The 24,528-nt window shown below is 66.0% G+C and carries 23 protein-coding genes and 1 other RNA gene; 14 read left to right on the forward strand and 10 right to left on the reverse strand.

All coding sequences use genetic code 11. The features are described 5' to 3' along the window. Positions 1-21 precede the first annotated feature (21 nt). From C664_RS15795 to C664_RS15825, 7 genes are all read left to right on the forward strand, one after another. A complete protein-coding gene (locus C664_RS15795) occupies positions 22-1,980 on the forward strand; it encodes a bifunctional diguanylate cyclase/phosphodiesterase (RefSeq protein ID WP_004263829.1) in 1,959 nt (652 codons plus the stop codon). A 350-nt stretch (positions 1,981-2,330) separates the two neighbouring features. Next, positions 2,331-4,454, forward strand: coding sequence for a type I secretion system permease/ATPase (locus C664_RS15800; RefSeq protein WP_004263832.1), 2,124 nt, complete (start codon positions 2,331-2,333; stop codon positions 4,452-4,454). Then, positions 4,454-5,869, forward strand: coding sequence for an HlyD family type I secretion periplasmic adaptor subunit (locus C664_RS15805; RefSeq protein ID WP_004263836.1), 1,416 nt, complete (start codon positions 4,454-4,456; stop codon positions 5,867-5,869). The genes C664_RS15800 and C664_RS15805 overlap by 1 nt, the downstream gene beginning before the upstream one ends. Next, positions 5,866-6,486 carry a response regulator transcription factor gene (locus tag C664_RS15810; protein WP_038012108.1) on the forward strand — a complete coding sequence of 207 codons (621 nt, stop codon included), beginning with the start codon at positions 5,866-5,868 and terminating at the stop codon, positions 6,484-6,486. Before C664_RS15805 ends, C664_RS15810 begins: the two co-directional genes overlap by 4 nt. Before the next feature lie 134 nt (positions 6,487-6,620). Further along, positions 6,621-9,764 carry a retention module-containing protein gene (locus C664_RS21170; RefSeq protein ID WP_054963745.1) on the forward strand — a complete coding sequence of 1,048 codons (3,144 nt, stop codon included), beginning with the start codon at positions 6,621-6,623 and terminating at the stop codon, positions 9,762-9,764. Between the two features lie 76 nt (positions 9,765-9,840). Then, positions 9,841-11,067, forward strand: coding sequence for a glycosyltransferase (locus C664_RS15820; protein ID WP_004263844.1), 1,227 nt, complete (start codon positions 9,841-9,843; stop codon positions 11,065-11,067). Between the two features lie 26 nt (positions 11,068-11,093). Then, entirely contained in the window at positions 11,094-11,441 is a 348-nt protein-coding gene (locus tag C664_RS15825; RefSeq protein WP_038012110.1) for a hypothetical protein, read from the forward strand. A 105-nt stretch (positions 11,442-11,546) separates the two neighbouring features. Here C664_RS15825 and C664_RS15830 read toward each other — a convergent pair whose 3' ends face one another. The 5 genes from C664_RS15830 to C664_RS15850 form a co-directional block, all read right to left on the reverse strand. Continuing rightward, entirely contained in the window at positions 11,547-12,356 is an 810-nt protein-coding gene (locus tag C664_RS15830; RefSeq protein ID WP_004263853.1) for an NF038132 family protein, read from the reverse strand. Between the two features lie 357 nt (positions 12,357-12,713). Next, the gene (locus C664_RS15835; RefSeq protein WP_004263855.1) at positions 12,714-13,316 is read right to left on the reverse strand and encodes a DUF3299 domain-containing protein; all 603 of its coding nucleotides are present in this window, start codon (positions 13,314-13,316) and stop codon (positions 12,714-12,716) included. Positions 13,317-13,350: 34 nt separating this feature from the next. Further along, entirely contained in the window at positions 13,351-14,637 is a 1,287-nt protein-coding gene (locus C664_RS15840; protein ID WP_004263861.1) for an ABC transporter permease, read from the reverse strand. Then, positions 14,634-15,365, reverse strand: a complete 732-nt coding sequence (locus tag C664_RS15845) for an ABC transporter ATP-binding protein (RefSeq protein WP_004263863.1) — start codon at positions 15,363-15,365, stop codon at positions 14,634-14,636. The genes C664_RS15840 and C664_RS15845 overlap by 4 nt, the downstream gene beginning before the upstream one ends. Beyond that, positions 15,365-15,928, reverse strand: a complete 564-nt coding sequence (locus C664_RS15850; RefSeq protein WP_038012114.1) for a DUF2796 domain-containing protein — start codon at positions 15,926-15,928, stop codon at positions 15,365-15,367. The genes C664_RS15845 and C664_RS15850 overlap by 1 nt, the downstream gene beginning before the upstream one ends. 84 nt (positions 15,929-16,012) lie before the next feature. Here C664_RS15850 and C664_RS15855 point away from each other — a divergent pair, with 84 nt between their 5' ends. The 5 genes from C664_RS15855 to C664_RS15875 are packed head-to-tail and all read left to right on the forward strand — an operon-like array spanning position 16,013 to position 19,421. Further along, on the forward strand, positions 16,013-16,477 hold the full coding sequence (locus C664_RS15855) for a Fur family transcriptional regulator (protein WP_038012116.1): 465 nt from the start codon (positions 16,013-16,015) through the stop codon (positions 16,475-16,477). Continuing rightward, on the forward strand, positions 16,474-16,698 hold the full coding sequence (locus C664_RS15860) for a hypothetical protein (protein WP_004263877.1): 225 nt from the start codon (positions 16,474-16,476) through the stop codon (positions 16,696-16,698). Before C664_RS15855 ends, C664_RS15860 begins: the two co-directional genes overlap by 4 nt. Before the next feature lies 1 nt (position 16,699). Beyond that, positions 16,700-17,539, forward strand: a complete 840-nt coding sequence (locus C664_RS15865) for a metal ABC transporter ATP-binding protein (RefSeq protein WP_004263880.1) — start codon at positions 16,700-16,702, stop codon at positions 17,537-17,539. 44 nt (positions 17,540-17,583) lie between these two features. Next, positions 17,584-18,450, forward strand: coding sequence for a metal ABC transporter permease (locus C664_RS15870; RefSeq protein WP_004263884.1), 867 nt, complete (start codon positions 17,584-17,586; stop codon positions 18,448-18,450). A gap of 35 nt (positions 18,451-18,485) precedes the next feature. Next, positions 18,486-19,421, forward strand: a complete 936-nt coding sequence (locus C664_RS15875) for a metal ABC transporter solute-binding protein, Zn/Mn family (RefSeq protein ID WP_004263885.1) — start codon at positions 18,486-18,488, stop codon at positions 19,419-19,421. Between the two features lie 17 nt (positions 19,422-19,438). Here C664_RS15875 and C664_RS15880 read toward each other — a convergent pair whose 3' ends face one another. The 5 genes from C664_RS15880 to ilvD all read right to left on the reverse strand — a co-directional run bounded on the left by C664_RS15880 (position 19,439) and on the right by ilvD (position 22,914). Continuing rightward, positions 19,439-20,245, reverse strand: coding sequence for a sulfite exporter TauE/SafE family protein (locus C664_RS15880; RefSeq protein WP_004263888.1), 807 nt, complete (start codon positions 20,243-20,245; stop codon positions 19,439-19,441). A gap of 72 nt (positions 20,246-20,317) precedes the next feature. Then, positions 20,318-20,500: non-coding RNA, 6S RNA (ssrS, locus tag C664_RS20400), on the reverse strand. 24 nt (positions 20,501-20,524) lie between these two features. Beyond that, complete coding sequence (locus tag C664_RS15885; protein ID WP_004263892.1) at positions 20,525-20,821, reverse strand: cell division protein ZapA; 297 nt, start codon at positions 20,819-20,821, stop codon at positions 20,525-20,527. Positions 20,822-20,832: 11 nt separating this feature from the next. Beyond that, positions 20,833-21,027: a hypothetical protein gene (locus C664_RS15890; RefSeq protein WP_004263894.1), complete on the reverse strand. Its 195-nt coding sequence runs from the start codon at positions 21,025-21,027 to the stop codon at positions 20,833-20,835. A 36-nt stretch (positions 21,028-21,063) separates the two neighbouring features. Next, positions 21,064-22,914 (reverse strand): dihydroxy-acid dehydratase, encoded by a 1,851-nt coding sequence (gene ilvD / locus C664_RS15895; RefSeq protein ID WP_004263896.1) that lies wholly within the window; start codon positions 22,912-22,914, stop codon positions 21,064-21,066. Positions 22,915-23,013: 99 nt separating this feature from the next. Between ilvD and C664_RS15900 the strand changes: the two genes are divergently transcribed. Together C664_RS15900 and lgt are read left to right on the forward strand one after the other, a co-directional pair. After that, on the forward strand, positions 23,014-23,703 hold the full coding sequence (locus tag C664_RS15900; protein WP_004263901.1) for a YceH family protein: 690 nt from the start codon (positions 23,014-23,016) through the stop codon (positions 23,701-23,703). A 42-nt stretch (positions 23,704-23,745) separates the two neighbouring features. Further along, complete coding sequence (gene lgt / locus C664_RS15905) at positions 23,746-24,528, forward strand: prolipoprotein diacylglyceryl transferase (RefSeq protein WP_004263905.1); 783 nt, start codon at positions 23,746-23,748, stop codon at positions 24,526-24,528.

The following is a 24,528-nucleotide window of genomic DNA, read 5'->3' on the forward strand; positions in this document are numbered from 1 at the left end:
TCCTCTCGGAGCCTTTGCCCCATGTCCCTGATCAAGCAACTCTGGCTGGCGATCAGCCTGATCACCTTACTGTCGCTCGGCGGCAGCTTCATCGTCAGCACGCTGTCGGCCCGTCACTACCTGCAGCAGGAACTGGCGGTGAAGAACATGGACAACGCCACTTCGCTTGCGCTGTCGCTGTCGCAGATGCCCAAGGACCCGGTGACCGTCGAACTTCAGATCTCGGCCCAGTTCGATGCAGGGCACTATCGCCAGATCCGCTTGACGAGTCCGACCGGCGAAGTGCTCGTCGAACGCAAGTACGACGGACGAACGGCGAAAGCGCCGCACTGGTTCATGGCGATGGTGCCGATAGAAACCCGTGCCGGCATCGCCCAGGTTCAGGACGGCTGGCGCCAGTTCGGAACGCTGCAGATCGAGACGCACGACCACTACGCCTACGACTCGCTCTGGGCGGCAACCGTGCAACTGCTCTGGTGGTTCCTTGGCGGCGGACTGCTGACGGGACTCATCGGAACACTCGCGCTGAAACTGGTCACCCGCCCCCTCGGACGCATGGTCGAACAGGCGGAGGCCATCGGTAACCGTCGCTTCGTCACCACGCCCGAGCCACGTACCCGGGAGTTTCGCAGCGTTGTGCGCGCCATGAATTCATTGTCCGGACGTATCCACACGATGCTGATCGAGGAATCGCAAAGGCTGGAACAACTACGCCGCCAGACGCAGCATGACGAACTCACCGGCCTGTTTAACCGCTCGCAGTTCCTGAACCAGCTCGATGCCGCCCTGTCTCGCGATGACGCCAACGGATTCATCTACGTCGTTCGCATCGCCAACCTGACCGGGATGAACCAGCTCGCAGGACGTGCGAAGGTGGATGAAGTACTCGTTCATCTCGCCGCCGCGTTACGCACCTTCCCCCTCCCGGCTGACCGGATCGAGCATGGGCGCCTGAATGCATCCGAGGTCGCGCTGCTGACCCTGGGCGAGGACGAGGACAGCATCGCCGCACTCGACACTCTGACCACACAACTGCGCACCCTTGCAGCCAAGGAGCTGCCGGGCGCGGAGCTCCGTGCCGCGGCCGCTCGCTACGCGACCGGCGAGGCACGCGGCACCCTGCTGGCACGTCTCGATGGCGCCCTCGCCGGCGCGGAAGAGGACGGCGCCGCCCACACCGTGCTCGCAAACGCGCACCAGCCGCTGCACACCAGCGTGGCCGACTGGCGCCAGGCCATCGTGAATGCCCTGGAACAAGACGGGCTCGCCCTGCATCGCTTTCCGGTGCTCGACCTGGCAGGTCGCCTGATGCACTTCGAGTCCCCCGTCCGCCTCCGAATGGCCGGCCGCTGGCTCAACGCCGGACAGTTCCTGCCGTGGGCGGCACGCTGCGGCCAGATCGAGCAGATCGATGCGCGCGTGGTCGCAAGCGCGTGTGCCGCACTGGCCGACGACCCGACAGGCCCCGGACTGGCGATCAACCTTTCCACCGAAGCTCTCAGCAGCACCCGGGGCCGCGAGGACTTCATCGCAACCCTGAAGGCCCACCGCCACATCGCGCATCGACTGTGGGTGGACGTGAAGGAAAGCTCCGCCCTGCGCCACCCCGTCGAGTTCCGCATGCTCTGCGTTGCGCTGAGCGCGCTCGGTTGCAAGATCGGACTGAAGCACGCCGGCGAGGACGTTGCACGCTTCGCCGAACTGCACGATCTCGGACTCGACTACATCAAGATCAGCGCTGCCTTCATCCGCGACATCGACGCCAACCCGGGCAACCAGGCCCTGGTCCGGGGGGTGTGTACCCTCGCACACTCCATCGGGCTGAAAGTGATTGCCGAAGGCGTCAGCAGTCACGGCGAAGCGTCGGTGCTGGCCGATCTGGGACTGGATGGCATGACCGGCCCCCGGATTGTCGAGAACAGCCGATCCAGCGGCGACGTGTCGCGGGATCCGGCGGGCCAGGCCATGACTTCGCAATAAGCCCGGGGGCGGAGCGCGTCCGCGCAAGCGCCTCCGCGCCTCGCTTCCGGCCCTGCAGGCAGGGGCCCATTCTCGAGCCATCGAGGAACACGATCACGCTTGCGGATGGTAGTCGCATGCGAAAATTCCCTTGTCGCGGCATGGATTCACTCTGCTCGTCGCAGGCCTCCGGCCCGCACTTCACGACGGCGCCTGGTCGCTACACGGACGTCGCGTCCAGCCCCCGGTGCGCATGATCACCATGCGCCATTTCATTCTGAGAGGTTGCCTGACTCGTGGCTGAAGGATCTGCAGCGGACTTTCCGCACACGCCAAAACACCCCGATGTTGCCGGGCCGGAAGCAGATGCAGTGCCCGGCAGATCCGATGATCTGCTCGGATGCCTGCTGCTGGTGGCGCGCGCTCACGGCCGCACGATCACGCGTGACGCGGTGCTCGGCGGACTGCCTGTGGACGAAGAGGGCCTGAAGCCCTCGCTGTTCGAGCGCGCAGCCAGGCGAGCAGGCTTCACCAGCCGCATCGTGAGCAAGCCGCTCGGCGGACTCAACGACGCACTGCTGCCAACCATCCTCCTGCTGCACGGCGACGCGGCCTGCGTGCTGACGGGCTGGAGCGAAGATCGGAGCCACGCCCGCGTGGTCTTCCCCGAACTCGGCGACACGGTGGTCGATCTCCCGGTGCAGGCCTTGCAGGCGCGCCATAGCGGCCGCGCGATCCACGTACGACCACAGGTGCATTTCGATGCCCGTACCCCGATCGTGCGTGCGCAGCGTGGCAACCACTGGTTCTGGGGCGCGATCATCGAGAACCGCTCGCTGTACCGGGACGTCCTGCTGGCCGCTTTCATGATCAACGTGTTCGCGCTCGGCGTCCCGCTCTTCACCATGAACGTCTACGACCGCGTGGTGCCGAACAACGCGGTGGACACCCTCTGGGTACTCGCCGCAGGCGTCGTGGTCGTGCTGCTCGGCGACCTCGTGCTGCGCACGCTGCGCGGCTACTTCGTCGACCTGGCGGGCAATCGCGCCGACGTGCGGATCTCTGCCCTGATCATGGAGCGGGTGCTCGGCATGCGCATGGAAGAGCGGCCCCCTTCGGCTGGATCCTTTGCGGCCAACCTGCGTGCCTTCGAATCGGTGCGCGACTTCATCGGCTCGGCAACTGTGGTGTCCTTCATCGACGTCCCCTTCGCGCTCGTCTTCCTGGTGGTGATCGGCTGGATCGCATGGCCCATGCTGTTGCCCTTCTTCCTCGGCGTGGCCGTCGTACTGCTCTACGCGCTGAGCGTGCAGCGTCGCATGCACGAGCTGTCGGAGCTGACCTATCGCGCCGGCGCCCAGCGCAACGCCACGCTCATCGAAGGACTGGTCGGACTGGAAACCGTGAAGTCGCTCGGCGCCGAAGCGCCGCTGCAACTCAAGTGGGAGAAAAGCGCCGCGCTGCTCGCACGGGTCGCCGCGCAGTTGCGCCTGTTGTCGGCCACCGCGACCAACGGCACATCGACCGTGCAGCAACTGGTCAACGTGTCCATGATCGTGCTCGGCGTCTATCTGATCAGCCACAACGAATTGTCGATGGGCGGCCTGATCGCCTGCTATCTGCTGTCGTCACGCGCGATGGCGCCGATCGGGCAGGTCGCCGGGCTGCTGATCCAGTACCACAACGCATCCACCGCACTCGAGTCGCTGGACCAGATGATGCAACGCGAGGTCGAGCGCCCCGAGGGCAGCGCCTTCATCAGCCGCGGCAGCTTTCGCGGCGAGATCGAGTTCCGCGATGTCAGCTTTGCCTACCCGGGACAGCAGACGGAGTCGCTGCGCGCGGTATCCCTGCGCATCCGCCCGGGCGAGCGGGTCGGCATCCTCGGTCGCATCGGCTCGGGGAAGACGACACTGGAGAAACTCATCCTCGGTCTGTACCGGCCGACCGCCGGTTCCGTACTGATCGACGGCATCGACCAGCGCCAGCTCGATCCGGCCGAACTCCGTCGTCACATCGGCTACGTGCAGCAGGACATCACGCTGTTCTACGGCACGCTGCGCGAGAACATCACCATTGCAGCCCCACATGCCGACGATGCCGATGTCATCCGCGCCGCCGAAACGGCCGGCATCCTCGACTTCGTCAATTCGCACCCACGCGGTTTCGACATGCTGATCGGCGAACGGGGCGAGTCCCTGTCGGGCGGCCAGCGCCAGGGCGTCGCGATCGCGCGCGCCGTCATCAAGGACCCGCCCATCCTGCTTCTGGACGAGCCGACCGCCTCGATGGACAACTCGAGCGAGGAAGCCATCAAGCGCCACTTGACCGAATTCGCCCGTAACAAGACCTTGCTCATCGTCACTCACCGCACCTCGCTGCTCGACCTGGTCGATCGCGTCATCGTGCTGGACGGCGGGCGCATCGTCGCCGACGGCCCCAAGGCCCAGGTCGTCGAAGCCTTGCGTCAGGGCCGTATCGGAAGGGGATCGTGATGGGAGGTATCGAAGAGCGCGCCTTCAAGCGTATCGGGGACCTCGCCGATCGTCCCTCGGGTTTCGGCACCCGTGTTTTTGGCGGGCTGGTATCGCGGCTGGCGTCGATCGAGCGCGACGACAGCCTCGACTGGTCGAGCGACGCTGACTGGGCGCGCTTGCAGCAGGAGCCGCTGCGCGCGCGCGCCTTGCTACGAGTCGCCGCGGTGGTGGTGATCGTGCTGCTGCTGTGGGCCGCCTTCGCAAAAGTGGATGAAGTCACGCGGGGCGAGGCCAAGGTGAGCCCTTCGCGCCAACTGCAGATCGTGCAGTCGGTCGATGGCGGCGTGGTCGAGAACATCGCGGTGCGCGAAGGCCAGATCGTCGAGACCGGCGACCTGCTCCTGCAGGTAGACCCCACCCGCTTCATGTCCTCGCTGCTGGAGAACCGTGCCGAGTACCTGTCACTCGAGGCCAAGCGCGCGCGACTGGAGGCGCTGACGCAGGGCACGCCGTTCTCGCCGCCGCCGGAGGTCGAACAGGAAGCGCCCGACATCGTCGCGCACGAACGACGGCTCTATGGATCGACCCGCGCCGAAATGGAGGCACAGCTTTCGATCGCCCGCGATCAGCTGCGCCAGCGCGAACAGGAACTGAACGAGGTCCGCGCACGCAATACGCAGGCAAGTCGCGCCTTCGAACTGGCCCAGCAGGAGCTGACGGTCACCAAACCGCTGGCCTCGTCGGGCGCGGTTTCCGAGGTCGAACTGCTGCGCCTGGAGCGCGACGTCGCGCGTCTGCGCGGCGAGCGCGAACAGTCGGCGGCGCAGATCTCACGCGTGCAGTCCGCGATCACGGAATCGACGCGCAAGATCCAGGAAATCGAACTGAATGTCCGCAACCAGCTACGGGGCGAACTGTCCGAGACCATGTCCCGCCTCGGCAGCCTGTCGCAGGGCAGCCGGATGCTGGCCGACCGCGTCAAGCACGCCGAGATCCGTTCGCCGGTGCGCGGCACCGTTCAGCGTCTGCTGGTGAATACCGTGGGCGGCGTGGTCCAGCCGGGCAAGGAAGTGGTGGAAATCGTCCCCCTCGACGACGCCCTGATCCTCGAGGCACGGATCAAGCCGAGCGACATTGCCTTCCTGCGCCCGGGCCAGCAGGCGCTCGTGAAGTTCTCCGCTTACGACTTCGCCATTTATGGCGGGCTTGAAGCCGAGGTCGAACACATCTCTGCCGACACCGTGATCGATGACAAGGGCAATGCAGCCTATGTCGTTCGCGTCAGGACGCACGCGTCGACGCTGGGCGAAAATCTGCCCATCATCCCGGGCATGATGGCCGACGTGGACATCCTCACCGGCAAGAAAACCATCCTTTCCTACCTGCTCAAGCCCGTGCTGCGGGCAAAAGCCAACGCACTGACCGAACGATGAATCGACACATTTTCATGAGCGGCCACTCGCTGGCGGCGGCCCGCTGGCAAGAGGCGATCCCGCACGCGCTGATCGTCGAGTCTGGACGTGGCCTCGGCATCGGCCCGAACGACGTGGTGTGGCTGAGCGCCGAAGTCCCCGATTGGCGTACCCGGATCGTCGATCTGGTCACGCAGAATGGTTGTTGCGTCGTGGTGCTTTCGCTGCAGCCCGACCAGAACGAGGCGATCGCAGCCCTCGAACTGGGCGCTCGCGGTTATGCACATGCGCTCGCCACCCCGACCTTGCTGCGCGAGATCGCCGCGGTGGTGAAGCACGGTGGACTCTGGGTGGGGGAGGATCTGATCGGCAGACTCCTGGGCGCACTGCAGGCACGCTTGCCGGCGGTGCGCAACCACGCACTTGCCGGACTGTCGCAACGCGAACTCGAGGTGGCGCATGCAGTGGCCTCCGGCATGAGCAACAAGGAAGCGGCCCGCGTCCTCGGCGTCACCGAGCGCACGATCAAGGCCCACCTCGGCGCCATCTTTGAAAAACTCGGGGTGCGCGACCGACTTCAACTCGCGCTACGCGTCGGTGCCAGCAAGGTCGAGCAAAGCACGCGCGTCCCCGCATGACAGCATGAGCGAGGCCTGCCGACCCTGTCCTTCCGTCCAATAGTCGTGCTCGTCGGCGCGGGATAGGATCGAATCGTCATCGAATTCCGCACGGCCGCGCCTGCGTCCGCACCATTCCCATTTAGAGGTTTGCAATGGCTACCGTCCTTCCTCCCATCGCTACAGTCGTCGCAATCAAGGGGGCAGCGTTTGCCCGTGACGCAGACGGCAATACCCGCCCACTGAAGGCGGGCGACGTGCTCCGTGAAGGGGAAACCATCGTCACCTCGCCCGGCGGCCGCGTCGAACTGGCCATGGCCGACGGCGCACGCCTGGAGATCCCCGACAACCAGACCGTCACCCTCAGCGCAGAGATGGATGACACCATCCGCCCAGGTGCATCCGACGCCGAACTGGCCCTCGGCGATATCGATCGCGTGATCCAGGCACTCGAGCAGGGTGGCGATCTCGGCGAAACGCTCGAAGCGCCTGCGGCCGGCCTGGCGGGCGGCGGCGGGGGCGAGGGCAGCAACTTCGTCCGCCTGCTTCGTATCGCCGAAGGCGTGACGCCCCTGGAATTCGATTTCGGCTTGCTCACGCAGGACGAGACGCCGCTCTTCCTCGGCGCCGCAAACGACGACTCGCCCGAATCTCCGAGCAGTGTGGTGCCGCCGTCGACGGAAAACGTCACCGAAACCATCACGATCACGGTCACCGACACCGTCACGCTTACCGAAACCGTCACTCAGCCGATCACGGACACGGTGAGCGGCATCATCACCGACACGATCACCGGCATCGTCACCCAGACCGTAACGGGTACCGCGCTGACCGAAACGGTGACGTCCGCGACTCTTACCGTCACCGGTACGGCACTGACCGAAACCGTCACCAATGGCACCCAGACCGTCACCGGCACCGCAAACACCGAAACCGTCACCAATGGCACTCAGACGGTCACCGGTACGGCACTGACCGAAACCGTCACCAGCGCCACCCAGACCGTCACCGGCACCGCATTGACCGAAACCGTCACCAGCGCCACCCAGACCGTCACCGGCACCGCAGCGACCGAGACCGTCACCAGCGCCACCCAGACCGTCACCGGCACCGCAATGACCGAAACGGTCACCAGCGCCACCCAGACCGTCACCGGCACCGCAATGACCGAAACGGTCACCAGCGCCACCCAGACCGTCACTGGAACTGCAGACACCGAAACCGTCACCAGCGCCACCCAGACCGTCACCGGCACGGCGCTCACCGAGACCGTCACCAGCGGCACCGAGACCGTCACCGGGACCGCACTGACCGAAACCGTCACCAGCGGCACCCAGACCGTCACCGGAACTGCAGACACCGAAACCGTCACCAGCGCCACCCAGACCGTCACCGGCACCGCAATGACCGAAACGGTCACCAGCGGCACCGAGACCGTCACCGGGACCACATTGACCGAAACCGTCACCAGCGCCACCCAGACCATCACCGGCACAGCGCTCACCGAGACCGTCACCAGTGGCACCGAGACCGTCACCGGGACCGCACTGACCGAAACCGTCACCAGCGCCACCCAGACCGTCACCGGCTCCGCACAGACCGAAACGGTAACGAGCGCCACGGAGACAGTGACGGGCACCGCAATGACCGAAACCGTCACCGCGGCCACCGAGACGGTTGCGACCACCACCACCACTCCATTCGCCACGACGGATCATGCCATTCAGCCGGGTGGACCGTCCTACGGCTACATCACTACAGACCGCATCCAGATCAAGTACACGCCCGACGCTGGCCACACCGTCAACACCAATCAAGGGTGGCTGGGCGTCGACAACACACACGTGGAAGGAGGCGAAGCGGTCAACGTCGCCATCACGATGCTGGATGGAACGCCTGCGAACATCCATTCGCTGGTGATGAAGATCGACGGTGCAGGCGCGACCACGAAGTTCGACATCACCGTCAATGGCGTAACCACGAGCTACACAGTGCCAAAGGGCGTATCCAGCATCACGATCACTTCTGACACCGCATTCAACGACTTCCGAATCAAACATACGGAAGGCCGATTCCAGATCGGCGGTATTCAGGCCGGCGGCGAACGGGAGGTCGCAATCACCCAGACCGTCACCGAGACAGGGACGATGATGACGGAGACCGTCACCAACGGCACCGAAACCATCACCGGTACCACGTTGACCACAACCGTCACCAACGGCACCGAAACCATCACCGGTACTGCATTGACCGACACAGTGACCAGCGGCACCCAGACCGTCACCGGGAGCGCCATGACCGAAACCGTCACCAGCGGCACCGAGACCGTTACGGGCACTGTCTTGACCGAAACCGTTACCAGCGGCACTCAGACAGTCACCGGCACTGCCGCGACCGAAACCGTCACCAGCGGTACCGAGACCATCACGGGCACCGCCCTGACGGACACGGTGACCAGCGGCACCCAGACCGTCACCGGTACCGCCATCACCGAAACCGTGACCAACGGCACCGAAACCGTCACCGGCACCACATTCACCGAAACGGTCACCAGTGCCACCCAGACGGTCACCGGCACGGCCATGACCGAAACCGTTACCAGCGGTACCGAGACCATCACGGGCACCGCATTGACGGACACGGTGACGAACGGCACCCAGACGGTGACCGGCACCGCCATCACCGAGACCGTCACCAGCGGCACGGACACCGTGACCGGCACCGCGCTGACCGAAACCGTCACCAACGGCACCGAGACCGTCACCGGCACCGCACTGACCGAAACCGTCACCAACGGCACCGAAACCATCACCGGCACCGCACTGACCGAAACCGTCACCAACGGCACCGAGACCATTACCGGCACCGCACTGACCGAGACCGTCACCAACGGCACCGAGACCGTCACCGGCACCGCACTGACCGAGACTGTCACCAACGGTACGGACACGGTGACCGGCACGGCGATGACTGAAACCGTCACCAGCGACACGGAAACCGTGACCGAATACACCGAGACCGTCACCCTCAGCCAATGGACGGAGACGGTGACGCTCGCAACGGCCACGGAAACGATCACCGACACCGCGACCCTGACCGACACCGCGACCGACACGGTACAAAGCCAGACGGTTACGGGCCAGGCGCTTTCCGCAGGCGACGTGCTACCTCAGGACGACGACCTTACCGGGGGCGGCACCGCGGGCGGCGGGAGCGCCGATACGGGCGCAGACGTACTCGCAGCCTTCCAGCCGGACCCGATCAATCAACTGCTGCAAAACACACCGACTGTCGATTGAGCCGCAGTCGGTGTCGTGAAATGGCGGCGGGCTCCCGGCCTGCCGCCGTGCTCTTTTCTGAAGAGGCAAACAATCGATGAGGATACTGTTCATCCACGAGGGACTTGGCCAGTTCCAGACCCTGCATGAACACCTGAACAGCGAAGGGCTGGCGCACTCCTGGTTCCTGTGCACCGCTGGCGTCTATAACGCCAACAAGGACAAGATCCCCAACCTCGTACCGTTCGCCGTAGCCGGCGAAAACCCGAACAGCTACTTCTACACCAAGAATCTCGAAGCCCGGATCCAGCGCTCCTTCCTCATCAAGCAGGCAATCGGCGAACTGCTCAAGAAGACCGGCATCGACCTCATCGTCGCCCACGGTTCGGGTGGCTTTCCGCTGCAGCTCTTCGACGAATTCGACATCCCCATCATCACCTACATCGAGTTCCCGTCCTTCGGCCATCACGGCCACGACCCGAAGTATCCGCAGCCGGACTACGCGACCTTCCGCGACAAGGTCTTCGAGATGACGAGCTATCACCAGGTACTCAGGAGCGACCTGGTGATCGTGCCCAGCGCCTACGCCAGGGACATGTTCCCGAGCTGCCTGCACGAACGCATCGTGCCGCAGATGGAGGGCTTCGACATCACCCGCAAGCCGTCGACCTTTGCCAAGGAAGAGGGTGTGTTCCACATCGGCTTCTCGGCACGAGACCTCTCGTCGGCGAAAGGCTTCGAACAGTTCATCCTGATCGCCAAGGAAATCCTCAAGGTCCGGCCGCAAGTGCGTTTCGTCTTCTGCGGCGCCCCGAAGGTGCTCTACAGCTACGAAGAAGCCTTCCTGCAGAACAACTTCCCGGTCGAATCGCGGCCGGAATCCTTCATGCAGTATGTGTTGCAGCGCGAAGGCATCACGCTCGGCGAGGGTGCGAGCTTCCAGCATGTCAGCTTCGCCGGCTATGACGACTTCGCGAGCTACGTCGAGGCGATGGACATGTTCCTCTACCCGCTGCAGTTCGGCTCGGCCAACTGGGGGCTGTTCGAACTGCTGTTCCGTGGCAAGAAGATCGTCGCCAGCGACCGCTGCTTCGTCCCCGAGGTCATCCGCCACGGCTACAACGGGCTACTGTGCAAGTACGACGACATGGCAAGCTGGGTGCGCTACGCCACCGAGATCATCGACGCCCCGCACAGTTTCGCCCATCTGGGCGAGAATGCGCTGGCCGATGCCCACCAGCGCTTCCACATCAGGAAGGTCGCGCCGCGCTATTTGTCGATCTTCGACACCGTTATCCAGCGCCGCAAGCTCGGCGTCTTCTGAACAACAGCAGCGACGGAGGCGGCGCCATGCCCTACGTAGAGCGAAATTCCAGCGGAGAGATCATTTCAGCGCGGCTTGTGCCGTCGGCGACAGCCGACGAATGGGTCGAACCCGGCAGCGCAGAACTCGCTGCGCTCACCGGCATCAGCCCGCCCAAGCCCGACCCCGGAAACGTCCGTGCGTCCCTCGAGCACTCCGATCAGGGCCTCATCCGCGTGCTGGAAGACCTCATCGACACCCTGCTCGCCAAGGACGTCATCTGCTTCACCGACCTCCCCCTGCCAGCACAGAATCGTCTGCTGCAACGGCGCTCGCTACGCGATTCGCTCAATCGGAATGCCGATCTTCTCGATGACGATAGCGGCTTACTGTAGCTCGAAACGGTAATGCTAAAAAACCGGGGCCAGGTGGATCCTTGTCCACCTGGCCCCGGTTTCGCGGTGGTGCGCCGGCACCACCGTACGGATCATGACACGCGATCAGGCCGCCTGACGACGACGCCCCCAGGCAAGGCCGGCAAGGCCGAGGCCGAGCAGGGCCAGCGAACCGGGTTCCGGAATCGGGTTTTCCACCGGCGTGCCACCGACGGTGATGCCATCGAAGGCGAGACCGGATTGATAGCTCCCGTCCTCCCAGTTCGCAACGCCGAACTCGAGAATATAGTTGCCAGCATTGAGAATGCTGTACTTCGACTTGATCCAGCCCGAGTAACCGCAGCCTTCGTCAAAACAGGTGTTAGAGCTGCTGCCCAGGGGTGACCAGGTCGGGGCTCCTTCGTTGATCGTCACGAACGACGGCTCGATTTCCGCTGCAATGTCAGGAAGGCCCACGCCGGGAACACTGTTTCCGTCCGGGGTCGTGCGAGCAGTGAACAACACCGCGACCTGGGTCAGGTCCGAAAGCAGCAAGCGCGCCCAAGCGTAATCAGAGTAGGCGCCGCCGTCGGAGGTGACGTAGTTGAAATGGAACTCCAGGCTGTCACCCGCACTTGCCGAGAAAACGCTGCTCAGCACACGCGACCCGTTCGTGCCACCGACGCCGGCCAGCGTGGCGCCGCTGACGCCATTGTTCGTCGACACCCAACCATAGGCACCGCCTTCGGGCGAGGCCGTCACCACGCCATCGGCGCCCGATGTGCCGAAACCGCCGACACCCGTCCAGCCGCTCGGGAGCCCCCCATCGAAGGCCGTGGGCGCTGCGGATGCCATCGCCGAGAAGCACAGCGCCGTGGCCGCAGTCAGGCTCGACAGCATTACCCGCTTGGGCAGGAACAAGTTCTTGTAAGACATGACAGACCTCGCATTCATTGTTTATTTGAATCGATACCACTCACCCTAAAAAATAAGCAAAAGACGTGCCCGTCATTTCAAGCCCAATCGGCAAACTCTCAAGATCACGTGATAACCCGCTGATTTTCTGCTCTAAAGCCCTTTTCACTGCATTGATTTTACTGGGCGATTCCGGGCTCCGTGATTTTTATCACGGAGACTGCACGAAACTTTCCTGGGTCTTACATGATCAGTTTTTCTGATGGAGTTCCGGGGCGACTGTAAGATTTTTCGACACTTTCAACGCGCAGCACCCCCCGAGACACGCAGGGCAATACGCCTTTGAAGCGTCAATCGAACTGCCGGATTCGTACCCCCTCAGCGCGGTAGCGGATCCTTGTATTCCTCGACCTTGATGCCGCGCATCTGGTATCCGGCACTCCCCATCTCCGATTCGACCCGGCCAACATTCAGCACGCCATTGACCCACACCGGCGACATGTTCAAACCCGCCGGCACGGGTTTGTCCGGAATCACGTGGATGAGCTGGTTGGCCGGTGGCGGCGGCACATGCACGCAGGCGCCGAAATAGGGCACGAGCAGGAATTCGCGGATCGTCTTGCCGTCGCTCTCGAGCGGCACCACGAAACCCGGGATACGCACCTGCTGGCCGGAGAAACGATCGACCACCGGTGCGCGATCCCATTCCGCACGCATGCGTGCCATCACGTCGGCGACGCGCGGATCGTTGTCCTGCAGGTCGTCGAGATCCAGGTCCGCGAAGAATTTCTGCGGATCCCAGTCAGCCGGGATCAGGTCGTCCCAGCTGATCTCGCGGAAGCCCGCCCTGGCCGCGGCCTTGCCACTCTTCGCCGGCGCGGCGAGCCGGTCGCCCACCTTGTAGTCAGCGCCCGCCGCACTACCGGACTGTGCCGCGACCGATGCCGACAGGCCAACCCCGGCCGCCATCAGGACGGCCACGACTACAGACTGCAAACGTCTCGAAAACTCCATCTCAGATCCTTATCGTCAGACCATCGGCCAGCGAGTAACGGTATGCACGCCAGGCCGGCACCAGGCTCGCCAGCAGGCTGGCAGCCATCACTGCGACGAGCAGACGCCACTCGCCTGCGGATGGCCAGCCCAGCCCAAGCTCGAGGCCCCAACCGGCGGCCAGCCCGGGCGCCGCCAGCGCGCCCGCACCATACAGCAGCCCGAGACCGAGCACGATCCCCGCCAGCGACATCAGCACGCTCTCGAGCGCGAGCAGCACGAACACCTGCGGCGGACTGGCACCCAGTGCGCGCAGGATCGCCAGTTCGCGCCGGCGCTCGCCCAGGCTCGCAACCACCACGGCGACCAGGCCAGCCAGCCCCACGACCACCACCAGCGCCGACACCGCCAGCAGCGCCCGTTCGGCGACGCCGACCAGCGACCACAGTTCCTGCAGCGTGGCGCCCGGCAGGATCGCGGTCAGCGGCTCCTCGTCCATCGTGTTGATCTGACGCTGCACGCGGAACACCGCGATACGGCTGTCGAGCCCGACCAGTGCGGCGGTGACGGACTTCGGGCTCAGATCGAACTTGCGCACATGCTCGGGGCCGATCGTCAGACCGGGGATCGGGGCACCGCCGTGCCAGTCGACATGGATCGCCTCGATGCCCTCGAGCCCCACCAGCACCGCCCGGTCAACCGGCGTTCCGCTGCGCGCCAGCACGCCGACGATGGTGAAGGGTCTGTCGGCATGATCGGCGAAACGCGGGCCACCTTCCCCACCCAGACTGCCGTGGCTGAGCACGATCCGCTGACCGACGCTGTAGCCGAAACGCATCGCCACCTCGGCGCCGACGACCGCCTCAAACAGCCCCTCGGGCGCAGGCGCGAAGGGCCGCCCCTGCGCGAAAGCCAGCGCACGGTCCTCGCCGTGGCGGTAGTGGCGGAAGAAATCCGCTGTGGTGCCGAGCACGCGCATGCCGCGGTGCGAGTCCCCGAGCGACAGCGGCACCAGCCACTTCACCTGCGGCAACGCCGCCACGCGCTGCATGCTCTGCCACGACACGTTGTTGCTCGCGTGGCCGATGTGGAACACCGAGTACAACAGCAACTGCACCGCCCCGCCACGCGCGCCGACGATCAGGTCGGTGCCCGACACCGTCTGCGCAAATCCATCGCGCGCATCGTTGCGCACGCGCTCGACACCCAGCAGCAGCGACACCGACAGCGCGACCGCGACCACGGTGAGGAGCGCCGACAGACGCCGGTTGGCGATGCTGCGCAGGCTCAGGCTCAGTAGCGGCGTCATGCGCCCGCCTCCGCCACGACCCGGTTGAGCTGCACCAGATCGACGACGCGGTCGAAATGGTGCGCCAGGCGCAGGTCGTGGCTGACGAAGAGCAAGGCCGCACCGGCCTCGGCGCACTCGTCGAGCAGCAGGTCGATGAAGGCCTGCTGGCGGTCGGCATCGAGCGCAGACGTCGGCTCGTCGGCCACGATCAGCCCCGGCTGACCGATCAGCGCCCGGGCGGCGGCGACACGCTGCTGCTGGCCGACCGACAGTTCCGCCGCCGGCCGGTGCAGGACCGCACCAAGCTCGAGCCGGCTGGCCAGACGCTCGGCTTCGGCGTCCGCGGACGTACCGCGCGCGGCCAGCCGTGCCCGCCGCGCGGCAGAAAATCGACAGGCGAGCAGGATGTTGTCGCGCGCCGACAGATAAGGCAGCAGATTGAAGAGCTGGAAGACGAAGCCCAGGTGGTCGGCACGAAAGCGATCGCGCGCGCCCGCCGACAACTGCGCCAGCGGCTGCCCCGCAATGCTGACCGTGCCCGCCTGCGGCAGGATCACGCCGCCCACCAGCGACAGCAGCGTGGTCTTGCCGCTGCCGCTCGGCCCCCTCAGGAACACGCGCTCGCCAGCCTCGATCTCGAACTGCTCGATCGACAGGCAGTCATCCGCCGCACCGGGCCAGCGATAGCGCATCGCCGCCACGCCGACGGCCGGCACAGCCTGCGCCGCAAGCGTCTCGCGCTGCATCACAGGGGCAGCTCGGCCTGCCCGGCCTTCAGCACCGCCGCGCCCTGCCCGCGGGCAGTCGCCCGCTCCGCCCGCAGCTCCCGCAAGCGGGGAAAGGCGTCGAAAAGCCCAATGCGCAGGCTCTCCAGTGCCGCCGGCCGGGCGCACTCGAACCGATACTCTGCCACCAGCTCCGCGTGCCCGTCACTTGCCGGCTCGGCATGCGCATGGGCGTGGTCATGGCCATGGTCGTGGCGCTTGCCCTGCAGCCAGGGCGAATCGAGCGCGACATCCTTCAAGCGGCAATTCGCCGCCGCGGATGGCTGGAACAGCCCGACACCATTGCGCAGCGCCACCTCGGCATCGGTCATCGCCTTGCGCTCGGCCGGCGTACGGGGCGCGTGCTCGAAGCCCACCAGATTGTCGAGCGGACTGGCGAACTCGACGACCAGCGCCTCGCCCTCGGCCACGACCCGCAACTCGGAAACGCCATGCTCGTGCGCCGCATGCGCATGCTGGGCCCGGGCGGGGGTGCCGGCGACAACGCCGGCAAGCACGACGGCGGCAAGGACTGCAGATTTCATGTCATCTCCCAAAACGGTCACGTACTGACGACCCATTCAAATGCTACAATGTTGCATCAAAAGCCGGCCCACGACCAGACTGCCATGCCTGATTACGCGCCTTACCGCCATCCCCTCCCCAGCGCCCGCGAACTCATCTCGGCCCACGGCGGCCGCGTCACGCGCACGCGCATTGCGGTCATCGAGACCCTGCAGGCCGGCCAGCATCCCCTGTCGCACGACGAAATCGGCGCAGCCCTGACAGCCGCTGGCGTCGTGCACGACCGCGTCACGCTCTATCGCGCGCTCGACTGGCTGGTGGAACAAGGCATCGCACAGCGCATTGCCGGCGGCGAACGCGCCTGGCGCTTCGAGATCCGCCACGATGGTGCGCACCGCCACGCTCATTTCCACTGCGACCGTTGTGGCCAGATCCTGTGCCTCGAGGATGTTCCGACCGAGAGCAGCCCGACACTTCCCGCGGGCTTCGAGTTGGACCGCGCCGAACTGGTTCTCCATGGCGCCTGTGCCGACTGCGGACGACAGGGCATCAAGGCTGGGACGCGATGACGACACCGACCTCCCACGCGCACGAACACGCCCCCGCCGGCAGTCACGATCACCTGCCGGCCCACGTGCATTCGCACGCACACTCGCATTCCCACGCGCCGTTGCTGGCGCGCGCCTTCCCGCCTCGCAGCCTGCTCGGCCTCGGCGTGCCCGCGCGGCTTGTGCTGGCAGCGCTCGCCACCGGCCTGCTGTGGCTCACCGTGCTGTGGGCCTTGAACTGACATGCATCCCGTTCCTCCGCCGCTGATCCGCATCGAGAACCTCACGCTGGGCTATGACCGCCATCCTGCGGTCCACCACCTGAGCGGCGACATTCCCGCGGGTGCGCTGGTGGCCGTCATCGGTCCGAACGGCGCCGGCAAGTCGACCCTGCTCAAGGGATTGGCCGGCGAGTTGCGCCCGATCGGCGGCCGCATCCTGATGCCGACGCTGCCACCCGGCGCGCTGGCCTATCTGCCGCAGCGCGGCGAGATCGACCACAGCTTTCCGGTATCGGTGTTCGACGTCGTCGCGATGGGCTTGTGGCGCGAGATCGGCGCTTTCGGCAGCCTGTCCCGCACACAACGCCAGCAGGTACGCGACGCGCTGGCCGCGGTGGGTCTGTCGGGCTTCGAGTCGCGCCCGATCGGCTCGCTGTCCGGCGGACAGTTGCAGCGCGCGCGCTTCGCCCGCCTGATCCTGCAGGACGCGCCCTTGATCCTGCTCGACGAGCCCTTCGCCGCCATCGACAGCCGCACGGTGGACGACCTCGTGCAGCTCATCGTCGCCTGGCATCGCGAGGGGCGCACCGTGCTCACCGTGGTGCACGACCTCGAGCAGGTGCGCCGCCATTTCCCCACCAGCCTGCTGCTGTCGCGCGAACCGGTGGCTTTCGGCCCGACGCCCCAGGTTCTCACCCCCGAGATGCTGGCGCGCGCGCGCCGCCTGTCCGAGGCCTTCGACGAAGACGCACCCGAGTGCCACATCGAACTGCCGGAAGACACGCCTTCCCTGGCCGCCACCGCTCACGCGCATCACGCCGCCCCCGGACACGCCCCTGCCGGCACGCCCCACCGGCACTGAGCCCGCCTCGCCTCACACCGCCGTCCACCCGAGTTGCCCGCAACGTGACCGAATTCCTGATCTCCCCCTTCACCGATTTCGCCTTCATGCGCCGCGCGCTGGCCGGCTGCCTGGCGCTCGCACTCGGCGCCACGCCCGTCGGCGTGTTCCTGCTGCTGCGCCGCATGAGCCTGATGGGCGATGCGATGAGCCACGCCATCCTGCCCGGCGCGGCGCTCGGCTATCTCGCCTTCGGCCTGTCGCTCGGTGCGATGACGATCGGCGGCATCGTCGCCGGCCTCGTCGTGGTGCTGGCCGCAGGCCTGGTGACGCGAGCCTCGGTGCTGAAGGAAGATGCGAGCCTCGCCGCTTTCTACCTGCTGTCGCTGGCAGCCGGGGTGATGATCGTGTCGCTGCGCGGGCGCAACCTCGACCTGCTGCACGTGCTGTTCGGCTCGGTGCTCGCGCTGGACGACGGCTCGCTGCTGCTGATCGCCTCGATCGCCAGCGTCACCCTGTTCTGTCTGGCGCTGCTGTTCCGGCCGCTGGTCATGGAGTGCTTCGATCCGGCCTTCCTGCGCGGCGTCAGCCGTTGGTCGCCGGTGGCGCACTACGGTTTCCTGATGCTCGTGGTGCTCAATCTGGTCAGCGGCTTCCATGCGCTCGGCACGCTGATGGCGGTGGGCATCATGATCCTGCCCTCGGCCGCCGCACGCCTCTGGGCGAAGGGGCTGCCGATGTTGCTCGCGCTGGCGGTGCTGTTCGCCTTCGGCAGCGGCGTGGCCGGCCTGCTGCTCTCCTTCCATGCCGACGTGCCTGCCGGGCCGGCCATCGTGCTGGTGTGCGGCGTGGTCTATTTCTTCTCCCTGCTCGCCGCGCCCGGCGGACTGCTGGTCGGGCGACTGCCCGTCCGTCATCACCTCAAGTCCTGATTGCCCCGCCTCCCCTGTCTCACGGAAACAGTCCCATGAAGAACACCCGTCTCATGCAACGCCGGCTCGCCGGCCTCTTCGCCCTGTTCGCCCTTTCGAGTTCGGCCGCGCTGGCCCAGACGCCACCGCTCGAGGTCACGGCCAGCTTCAGCATCCTCGGCGACCTGGTCCGTCAGGTTGGCGGCGACAAGGTCAGGGTGCGCACCCTGGTCGGACCCGACGAAGACGCTCACGCCTTCCAGCCGCGCCCGTCGGACGCGCGCGACATCGGCGCCTCGGCGCTCGTGGTGGTCAACGGCCTTGGCTTTGACGACTGGATGACGCGGCTGGCGCGCTCGGGCGGCTACAAGGGCGACGTGGTGGTCGCCAGCAAGGGCGTGAAGACGCTCGAGATGGACGGCCACGGACACGACCACGCGCACGACCACAAGCATGGGCATGCAGCCGACCCGCACGCCTGGCAGGACGTCGGAAATGCGCAGCAGTACGTGGCCAACATCACGGCAGCGCTGGTCGCGGCCGATCCGGCCAACGCGGAAACCTACCGGCACAACGCCGAACGCTATGGCGGCGAACTGAAGGCCCTCGACGCCGAAATCCGCAGCGCCTTCGCCGCGCTGCCGGCCGAGCGCCGCAAGGTCGTGAGCTCCCATGACGCCTTCGCCTACTTCGGCGAGGCCTACGGCATCCGCTTCCTGTCGCCGGTCGGCGTGTCGAACAATGCCGAGCCGACCGCCAAGGGTGTCGCGCGCCTGATCGGGCAACTGAAGAAGGAGAAGATCCCGGCGGTCTTCATCGAGAATGTCGCAGATCCGCGCCTGATCGAGCGCATTCGCGCCGAAAGCGGCACCCGCGTGGGCGGCACGCTGTATTCCGACGCCCTTTCAGCGTCAGCCGGCCCTGCGCCCGATTACCTGTCGATGATGCGCTCGAACTTCAGGACGCTTCACGACGCGCTCGTCGCCGAGTAGGCCGGCACCGGCACGCCTCAGCCGAACACGCTGTGCAGCATCTTTGCGCACAGCGCCATGAGCAGGCCGGCAAAGATTTTCTTCAACGTGGCAACGGGCAAGCGGTGTGCGAGCGAGGCGCCGATCGGTGCCGCCCACATACTCACCAGCGCCATCAGCACCAATGCCGGCACATAGACATAGCCGAGCGTGAGCGGCGGCGTGCCCGGCGCGTTCCAGCCATTGACCAGATAGCCGACCGTACCGGCAATGGCGATCGGCAGGCCGATGGCCGCCGAGGTGCCGATCGCGTTCTGCACCTTGACGTTGCACCAGGTCATGAAAGGCACCGACAGCGAGCCGCCACCGATCGCAACCAGCGCCGACACGCCGCCGATGCCCAGTCCGGCGACCGTCATGCCCGCCTTGCCGGGCAGGTCACGACTGGGTTTGGGCTTGATGTTGAGCAGCATCTGGATCGACACGTAGGCCATGAACACGGCGAAGAAGATCGCCAGCGCCGCCGTATCGACCCGCGAGGCGATGAAGGTCGCGCCGAAGGTGCCGACCAGGATGCCGGGCGTGATCTGCCGCACCACGTCCCAGCGCACGGCGCCATGGGCATGGTGCGCCCGCAGGCTGGACACCGAGGTCAGCACGATGGCCGCCATCGAGGTGCCGAGCGCCATATGGACGACCTGCTCGAGCGGGAAGCCCTGCGCCAGGAACAGGGTGGTCAGCATCGGCACCATGATGCCGCCGCCGCCGACGCCAAGCAGGCCGGCGAAGAAGCCGACAACAGCCCCCAGCACGGGGTAGGTCAGCCACCAGATATCGAAAGTCATGCGAATCAGTCCGTTATGCATCAGGTGCCGTAGACGAAAAAGGCGCAACCCGATGGCTGCGCCTTTTTTGTTTGGCCCCCCGCCTGTGCCGTCTCCGCCGGGCATCCTGAACCATGGGTTCAGGGAGGTCGCATCCCTTCCGCTTCAGGATCACCCGCAGGGGGCGTTCACACCAGCGGCATCGATGGTCAGCAACCGTGTCTCTCGACTATTGGTTCAAGGAATCTACGACTTCGACGAACACTGCAGGGGATTGATCGGTATTGCCTATAGGCACCCTCAGAAGAGTTTTTCCTGCTGGGCCAGCACCCCGTCGAGGCGTGCTTTCATGAGTCCGATTCTACGCTTCACGCCCGGTATGTCAAACCCGTTGCCACGCTGGTGCTGCAGGAACTCATGGGCGATGTTGAGGGCCGTCATGACTGCCAGCTTCTCGCCGGATGCGTTCGACTTGGCGCCAAGTTCACGGAACTTGTCATCAAGATAAGCCACGGTTGCCAGCAGCGCGTCCCTTGTCTCGGGGGTGCAGGAAACGCGATATTCCTTCCCGAGCAACATCACGTCCAGATGATCCATCGACACGTTCTTCAGGCCTCCGGCAGTTTGTCGAGCAGGGCTTCGAGGCGCTCGATGGCCCGCTTGAGCTTGGCAGCAAGCTGGCGATTCTCCGCGTCGAGCTGGGTAACGCGGCCGTGCAGGCCGATGTTCTCGGCCTTGACCCGGTCGTGCAGGCTGATGAGTTGCTCGAGCTGGGCTTCGAGCTGGGCGAGTTCGCTATCCATGGCGCCGATCGTAGACAGGGGATCGCGGCCGGTCAATCAGCGCTGGACCTGGGTGACGTCGCGCACCGCGCCGGTGTCGGCCGAGGTCGTCAGCGCCGCGTAGGCCTGCAGTGCGGCCGAGACGACACGCTGGCGGTTGGCGGGCTTCCACGCCGCGCTGCCCTTCGCCTCCATTGCCGCGCGTCGCGCAGCGAGTTCGGCGTCGGAGACGGCGAGGTGGATGCGACGGTTCGGGATGTCGATCTCGATGGTGTCGCCATCCTCGACCAGCGCAATCGCGCCACCGCAGGCCGCCTCGGGCGAGGCGTGGCCGATCGACAGGCCGGAGGTGCCGCCCGAGAAGCGACCGTCGGTCAGCAGCGCGCACTGTGCGCCCAGGCCACGGCTCTTCAGGTAGGAGGTCGGGTACAGCATCTCCTGCATGCCGGGGCCGCCCTTCGGGCCTTCGTAGCGGATCACCACCACGTCGCCTGCCTGCACCTGCTCGCCGAGGATGCCCTCAACCGCGTCTTCCTGGCTCTCGTACACCCGCGCCTTGCCGGTGAACTTCCAGATGGATTCATCCACCCCGGCGGTCTTCACGATGCAGCCCTTCTCGGCGATGTTACCGTACAGCACGGCAAGGCCGCCGTCCTGGCTGAAGGCGTGCGCCTTGTCGCGGATGATGCCCTGCGAGCGATCCATGTCGAGCTCGTTCCAGCGCCGGTCCTGAGAGAACGCGACCTGCGTCGGCACGCCACCGGGGGCGGCACGGTAGAGGGTGAACACCGAGGTGTCGTGGGCCTGCATGATGTCCCAGCGCGACAAGGCGTCCGCCATGGTCTTGCTGTGGACGGTCGGCACGTCGCGGTTGAGCAGGCCGGCGCGGTCGAGTTCGCCGAGGATGGCCATGATGCCGCCGGCACGATGCACGTCCTCGATATGCACGTCGGCCACGGCCGGCGCAACCTTGCACAGGCAGGGCACGCGACGGCTGATGCGGTCGATGTCCTTCATCGTGAAGTCCACGCCGGCCTCGCGCGCCGCCGCCAGCAGGTGCAGCACGGTGTTGGTCGAGCCGCCCATGGCCACGTCGAGGCTCACCGCGTTCTCGAAGGCTGCGAAGCTGGCGATCGAGCGCGGCAGGGCCGATTCGTCATCCTTCTCGTAGTAGCGACGGGCGAGGTCGACGATGCGGCGGCCCGCCTCCTTGAACAGCTGCTCGCGGTCGGCATGGGTCGCCAGCGTGGTGCCGTTGCCCGGCAGCGACAGGCCCAGCGCCTCGGTGAGGCAGTTCATCGAGTTGGCGGTGAACATGCCCGAGCACGAGCCGCAGGTCGGGCAGGCGGAACGCTCGACCGCATCCACTTCCTCGTCCGAACAGTTCTTGTCCGCGGCCTTCACCATCGCATCGACCAGGTCGAGCGAGATGACCTTGGCCTCCCACTTGACCTTGCCCGCCTCCATCGGCCCGCCCGAGACGAAGATCGCCGGGATGTTGAGGCGCAGCGCGGCCATCAGCATGCCCGGGGTGATCTTGTCGCAGTTCGAGATGCACACCAGCGCATCGGCGGTGTGGGCGTTGCACATGTACTCGACGCTATCGGCGATGAGCTCGCGCGAGGGCAGCGAATACAGCATGCCGCCGTGACCCATGGCGATACCGTCATCGACCGCGATGGTGTTGAACTCCTTGGCGACACCGCCTGCGGCCTCGATCTCGCGCGCGACGAGCTGACCGAGATCCTTCAGGTGCACGTGGCCGGGCACGAACTGGGTGAAGCTGTTGGCGATCGCGATGATCGGTTTGCTGAAGTCTTCGTCCTTCATGCCCGTGGCGCGCCAGAGTGCGCGGGCACCTGCCATGTTGCGGCCGGCGGTGGAAGTGCGGGAACGATATTGGGGCATGACGACGCTCCGGAAAAGCTGCGGGAAAGCGTGCGATTCTAACGCGGGCGACGAAGCATGCGTATCATCCGTGACTCTCGACTTTCGCCAGGAGCCGTCATGCAGGACACCCCCGTCACCGACACTGCCAGCGAACCGGGCTTCGATCTGGACGCGGCCGAGATCCGCGTGCTCGGCGTGCTGATCGAGAAATCCTTCATCACCCCCGACGCCTACCCGATGTCGGTCAACGCCATCGTCACCGGCTGCAACCAGCTGACCGCGCGCGAACCGGTGATGAGCCTGTCCGAATCCGAAGTCCAGTCCGCAATCGACAGCCTGATCGGCCGCCGCCTCGTCGCCAAGCGCGACCAGCCCAGCGCGCGCGTCGCCAAGTACGAACACCTTGTGCGCCTGCGCCATTCGCTGCCGCCCGCCGAGCAGTCCGTGCTGGCCATGCTGATGCTGCGCGGCGCGCAGACTGCCGGCGAACTGCGCCAGCGCTGCGAGCGCCTCCACCGTTTCGACGACATCGCCGCGGTGGATGCGGTGCTCGAGCATCTGGCGGAGAAATCCCCGCCGCTGGCCGCTGCCCTGCCGCGCGCGCCCGGCACCAAGGAGACGCGCCACGTGCATCTGCTGGGCGGCCAGGCCGCCGTCGAGGAGATGGCCGACAGCCTGCAGGCCGGCGGCGGCACGCCGGGTGGCCGCGGCCGCATTGCGGAACTCGAGGACGAGATTCGCCGTCTCCGGGAAGATTTCGACGCCCTGCGACGCGAGTTCGACACCTTCCGCCAGCAGTTCGACTGACCGCCGCGAAACCTCGCTTCCCGGCCCAGCTTCCTCACGCCCATGCTGACCCACCCGCAGTTCGACCCCATCGCCCTCTCCATCGGCCCGCTTTCGGTACGCTGGTACGGGCTCATGTACCTGATCGCCTTCGTGCTCTTCGTCGTGCTCGGCCGCCTCCACGCACGCCGCCGCCCTGAACTGGGCTGGAATGCGCAGATGATCGACGACCTGCTGATGTATGGCGTGCTGGGCGTGATCATTGGCGGGCGCCTGGGCGAAGTGCTGTTCTTCCAGCCAGGCTATTACCTGCAGCACCCGGGCGAGGTTCTCGCGATCTGGAAGGGCGGCATGAGCTTCCACGGCGGCTTCCTCGGCGTGCTGGCGGCGATGTGGCTCTACGGGCGGCGTCACGGCAAGGGCTTCTGGCAGGTCACCGACTTCATCGCGCCACTGGTACCGACCGGGCTGGCGGCCGGTCGCATCGGCAACTTCATCAACGGTGAGCTGTGGGGGCGCCCGGTGGCGACCGACCTGCCTTGGTCGATGATCTTCCCGTGGGTCGACGCCCTGCCCCGCCATCCGTCGCAGCTCTACCAGGCGATGGGCGAAGGCCTGCTGCTGTTCGCGATCCTGTGGTGGTACTCGGCCAGCCCGCGACCGCTTCGCGCCGTGTCGGCCGTCTTCCTGATCGGCTATGGCAGTCTGCGCTTTGCCGCGGAGTTCTTCCGCACGCCCGACCCCGGCATCTTCGGCACGCTTGCGCTGGGTCTATCCACTGCGCAATGGCTGTGCGTGCCCATGGTCATCATCGGTGCAGGCCTGCTGCTGCGCAGCCGCCGCTGA

Source organism: Thauera sp. 63 (assembly GCF_000310165.2).
Lineage (GTDB): Bacteria > Pseudomonadota > Gammaproteobacteria > Burkholderiales > Rhodocyclaceae > Thauera > Thauera humireducens.

Coding starts and splice junctions, on each gene's coding strand:
- C664_RS15795 (WP_004263829.1), top strand. CDS start 22: ATGTCCCTGATCAAGCAACTCTGGCTGGCGATCAGCCTGATCACCTTA.
- C664_RS15805 (WP_004263836.1), top strand. CDS start 4,454: ATGGGAGGTATCGAAGAGCGCGCCTTCAAGCGTATCGGGGACCTCGCC.
- C664_RS15810 (WP_038012108.1), top strand. CDS start 5,866: ATGAATCGACACATTTTCATGAGCGGCCACTCGCTGGCGGCGGCCCGC.
- C664_RS21170 (WP_054963745.1), top strand. CDS start 6,621: ATGGCTACCGTCCTTCCTCCCATCGCTACAGTCGTCGCAATCAAGGGG.
- C664_RS15820 (WP_004263844.1), top strand. CDS start 9,841: ATGAGGATACTGTTCATCCACGAGGGACTTGGCCAGTTCCAGACCCTG.
- C664_RS15825 (WP_038012110.1), top strand. CDS start 11,094: ATGCCCTACGTAGAGCGAAATTCCAGCGGAGAGATCATTTCAGCGCGG.
- C664_RS15830 (WP_004263853.1), bottom strand. CDS start 12,356: ATGTCTTACAAGAACTTGTTCCTGCCCAAGCGGGTAATGCTGTCGAGC.
- C664_RS15840 (WP_004263861.1), bottom strand. CDS start 14,637: ATGACGCCGCTACTGAGCCTGAGCCTGCGCAGCATCGCCAACCGGCGT.
- C664_RS15845 (WP_004263863.1), bottom strand. CDS start 15,365: ATGCAGCGCGAGACGCTTGCGGCGCAGGCTGTGCCGGCCGTCGGCGTG.
- C664_RS15850 (WP_038012114.1), bottom strand. CDS start 15,928: ATGAAATCTGCAGTCCTTGCCGCCGTCGTGCTTGCCGGCGTTGTCGCC.
- C664_RS15855 (WP_038012116.1), top strand. CDS start 16,013: ATGCCTGATTACGCGCCTTACCGCCATCCCCTCCCCAGCGCCCGCGAA.
- C664_RS15860 (WP_004263877.1), top strand. CDS start 16,474: ATGACGACACCGACCTCCCACGCGCACGAACACGCCCCCGCCGGCAGT.
- C664_RS15865 (WP_004263880.1), top strand. CDS start 16,700: ATGCATCCCGTTCCTCCGCCGCTGATCCGCATCGAGAACCTCACGCTG.
- C664_RS15875 (WP_004263885.1), top strand. CDS start 18,486: ATGAAGAACACCCGTCTCATGCAACGCCGGCTCGCCGGCCTCTTCGCC.
- C664_RS15880 (WP_004263888.1), bottom strand. CDS start 20,245: ATGACTTTCGATATCTGGTGGCTGACCTACCCCGTGCTGGGGGCTGTT.
- C664_RS15885 (WP_004263892.1), bottom strand. CDS start 20,821: ATGGATCATCTGGACGTGATGTTGCTCGGGAAGGAATATCGCGTTTCC.
- C664_RS15890 (WP_004263894.1), bottom strand. CDS start 21,027: ATGGATAGCGAACTCGCCCAGCTCGAAGCCCAGCTCGAGCAACTCATC.
- ilvD (WP_004263896.1), bottom strand. CDS start 22,914: ATGCCCCAATATCGTTCCCGCACTTCCACCGCCGGCCGCAACATGGCA.
- C664_RS15900 (WP_004263901.1), top strand. CDS start 23,014: ATGCAGGACACCCCCGTCACCGACACTGCCAGCGAACCGGGCTTCGAT.
- lgt (WP_004263905.1), top strand. CDS start 23,746: ATGCTGACCCACCCGCAGTTCGACCCCATCGCCCTCTCCATCGGCCCG.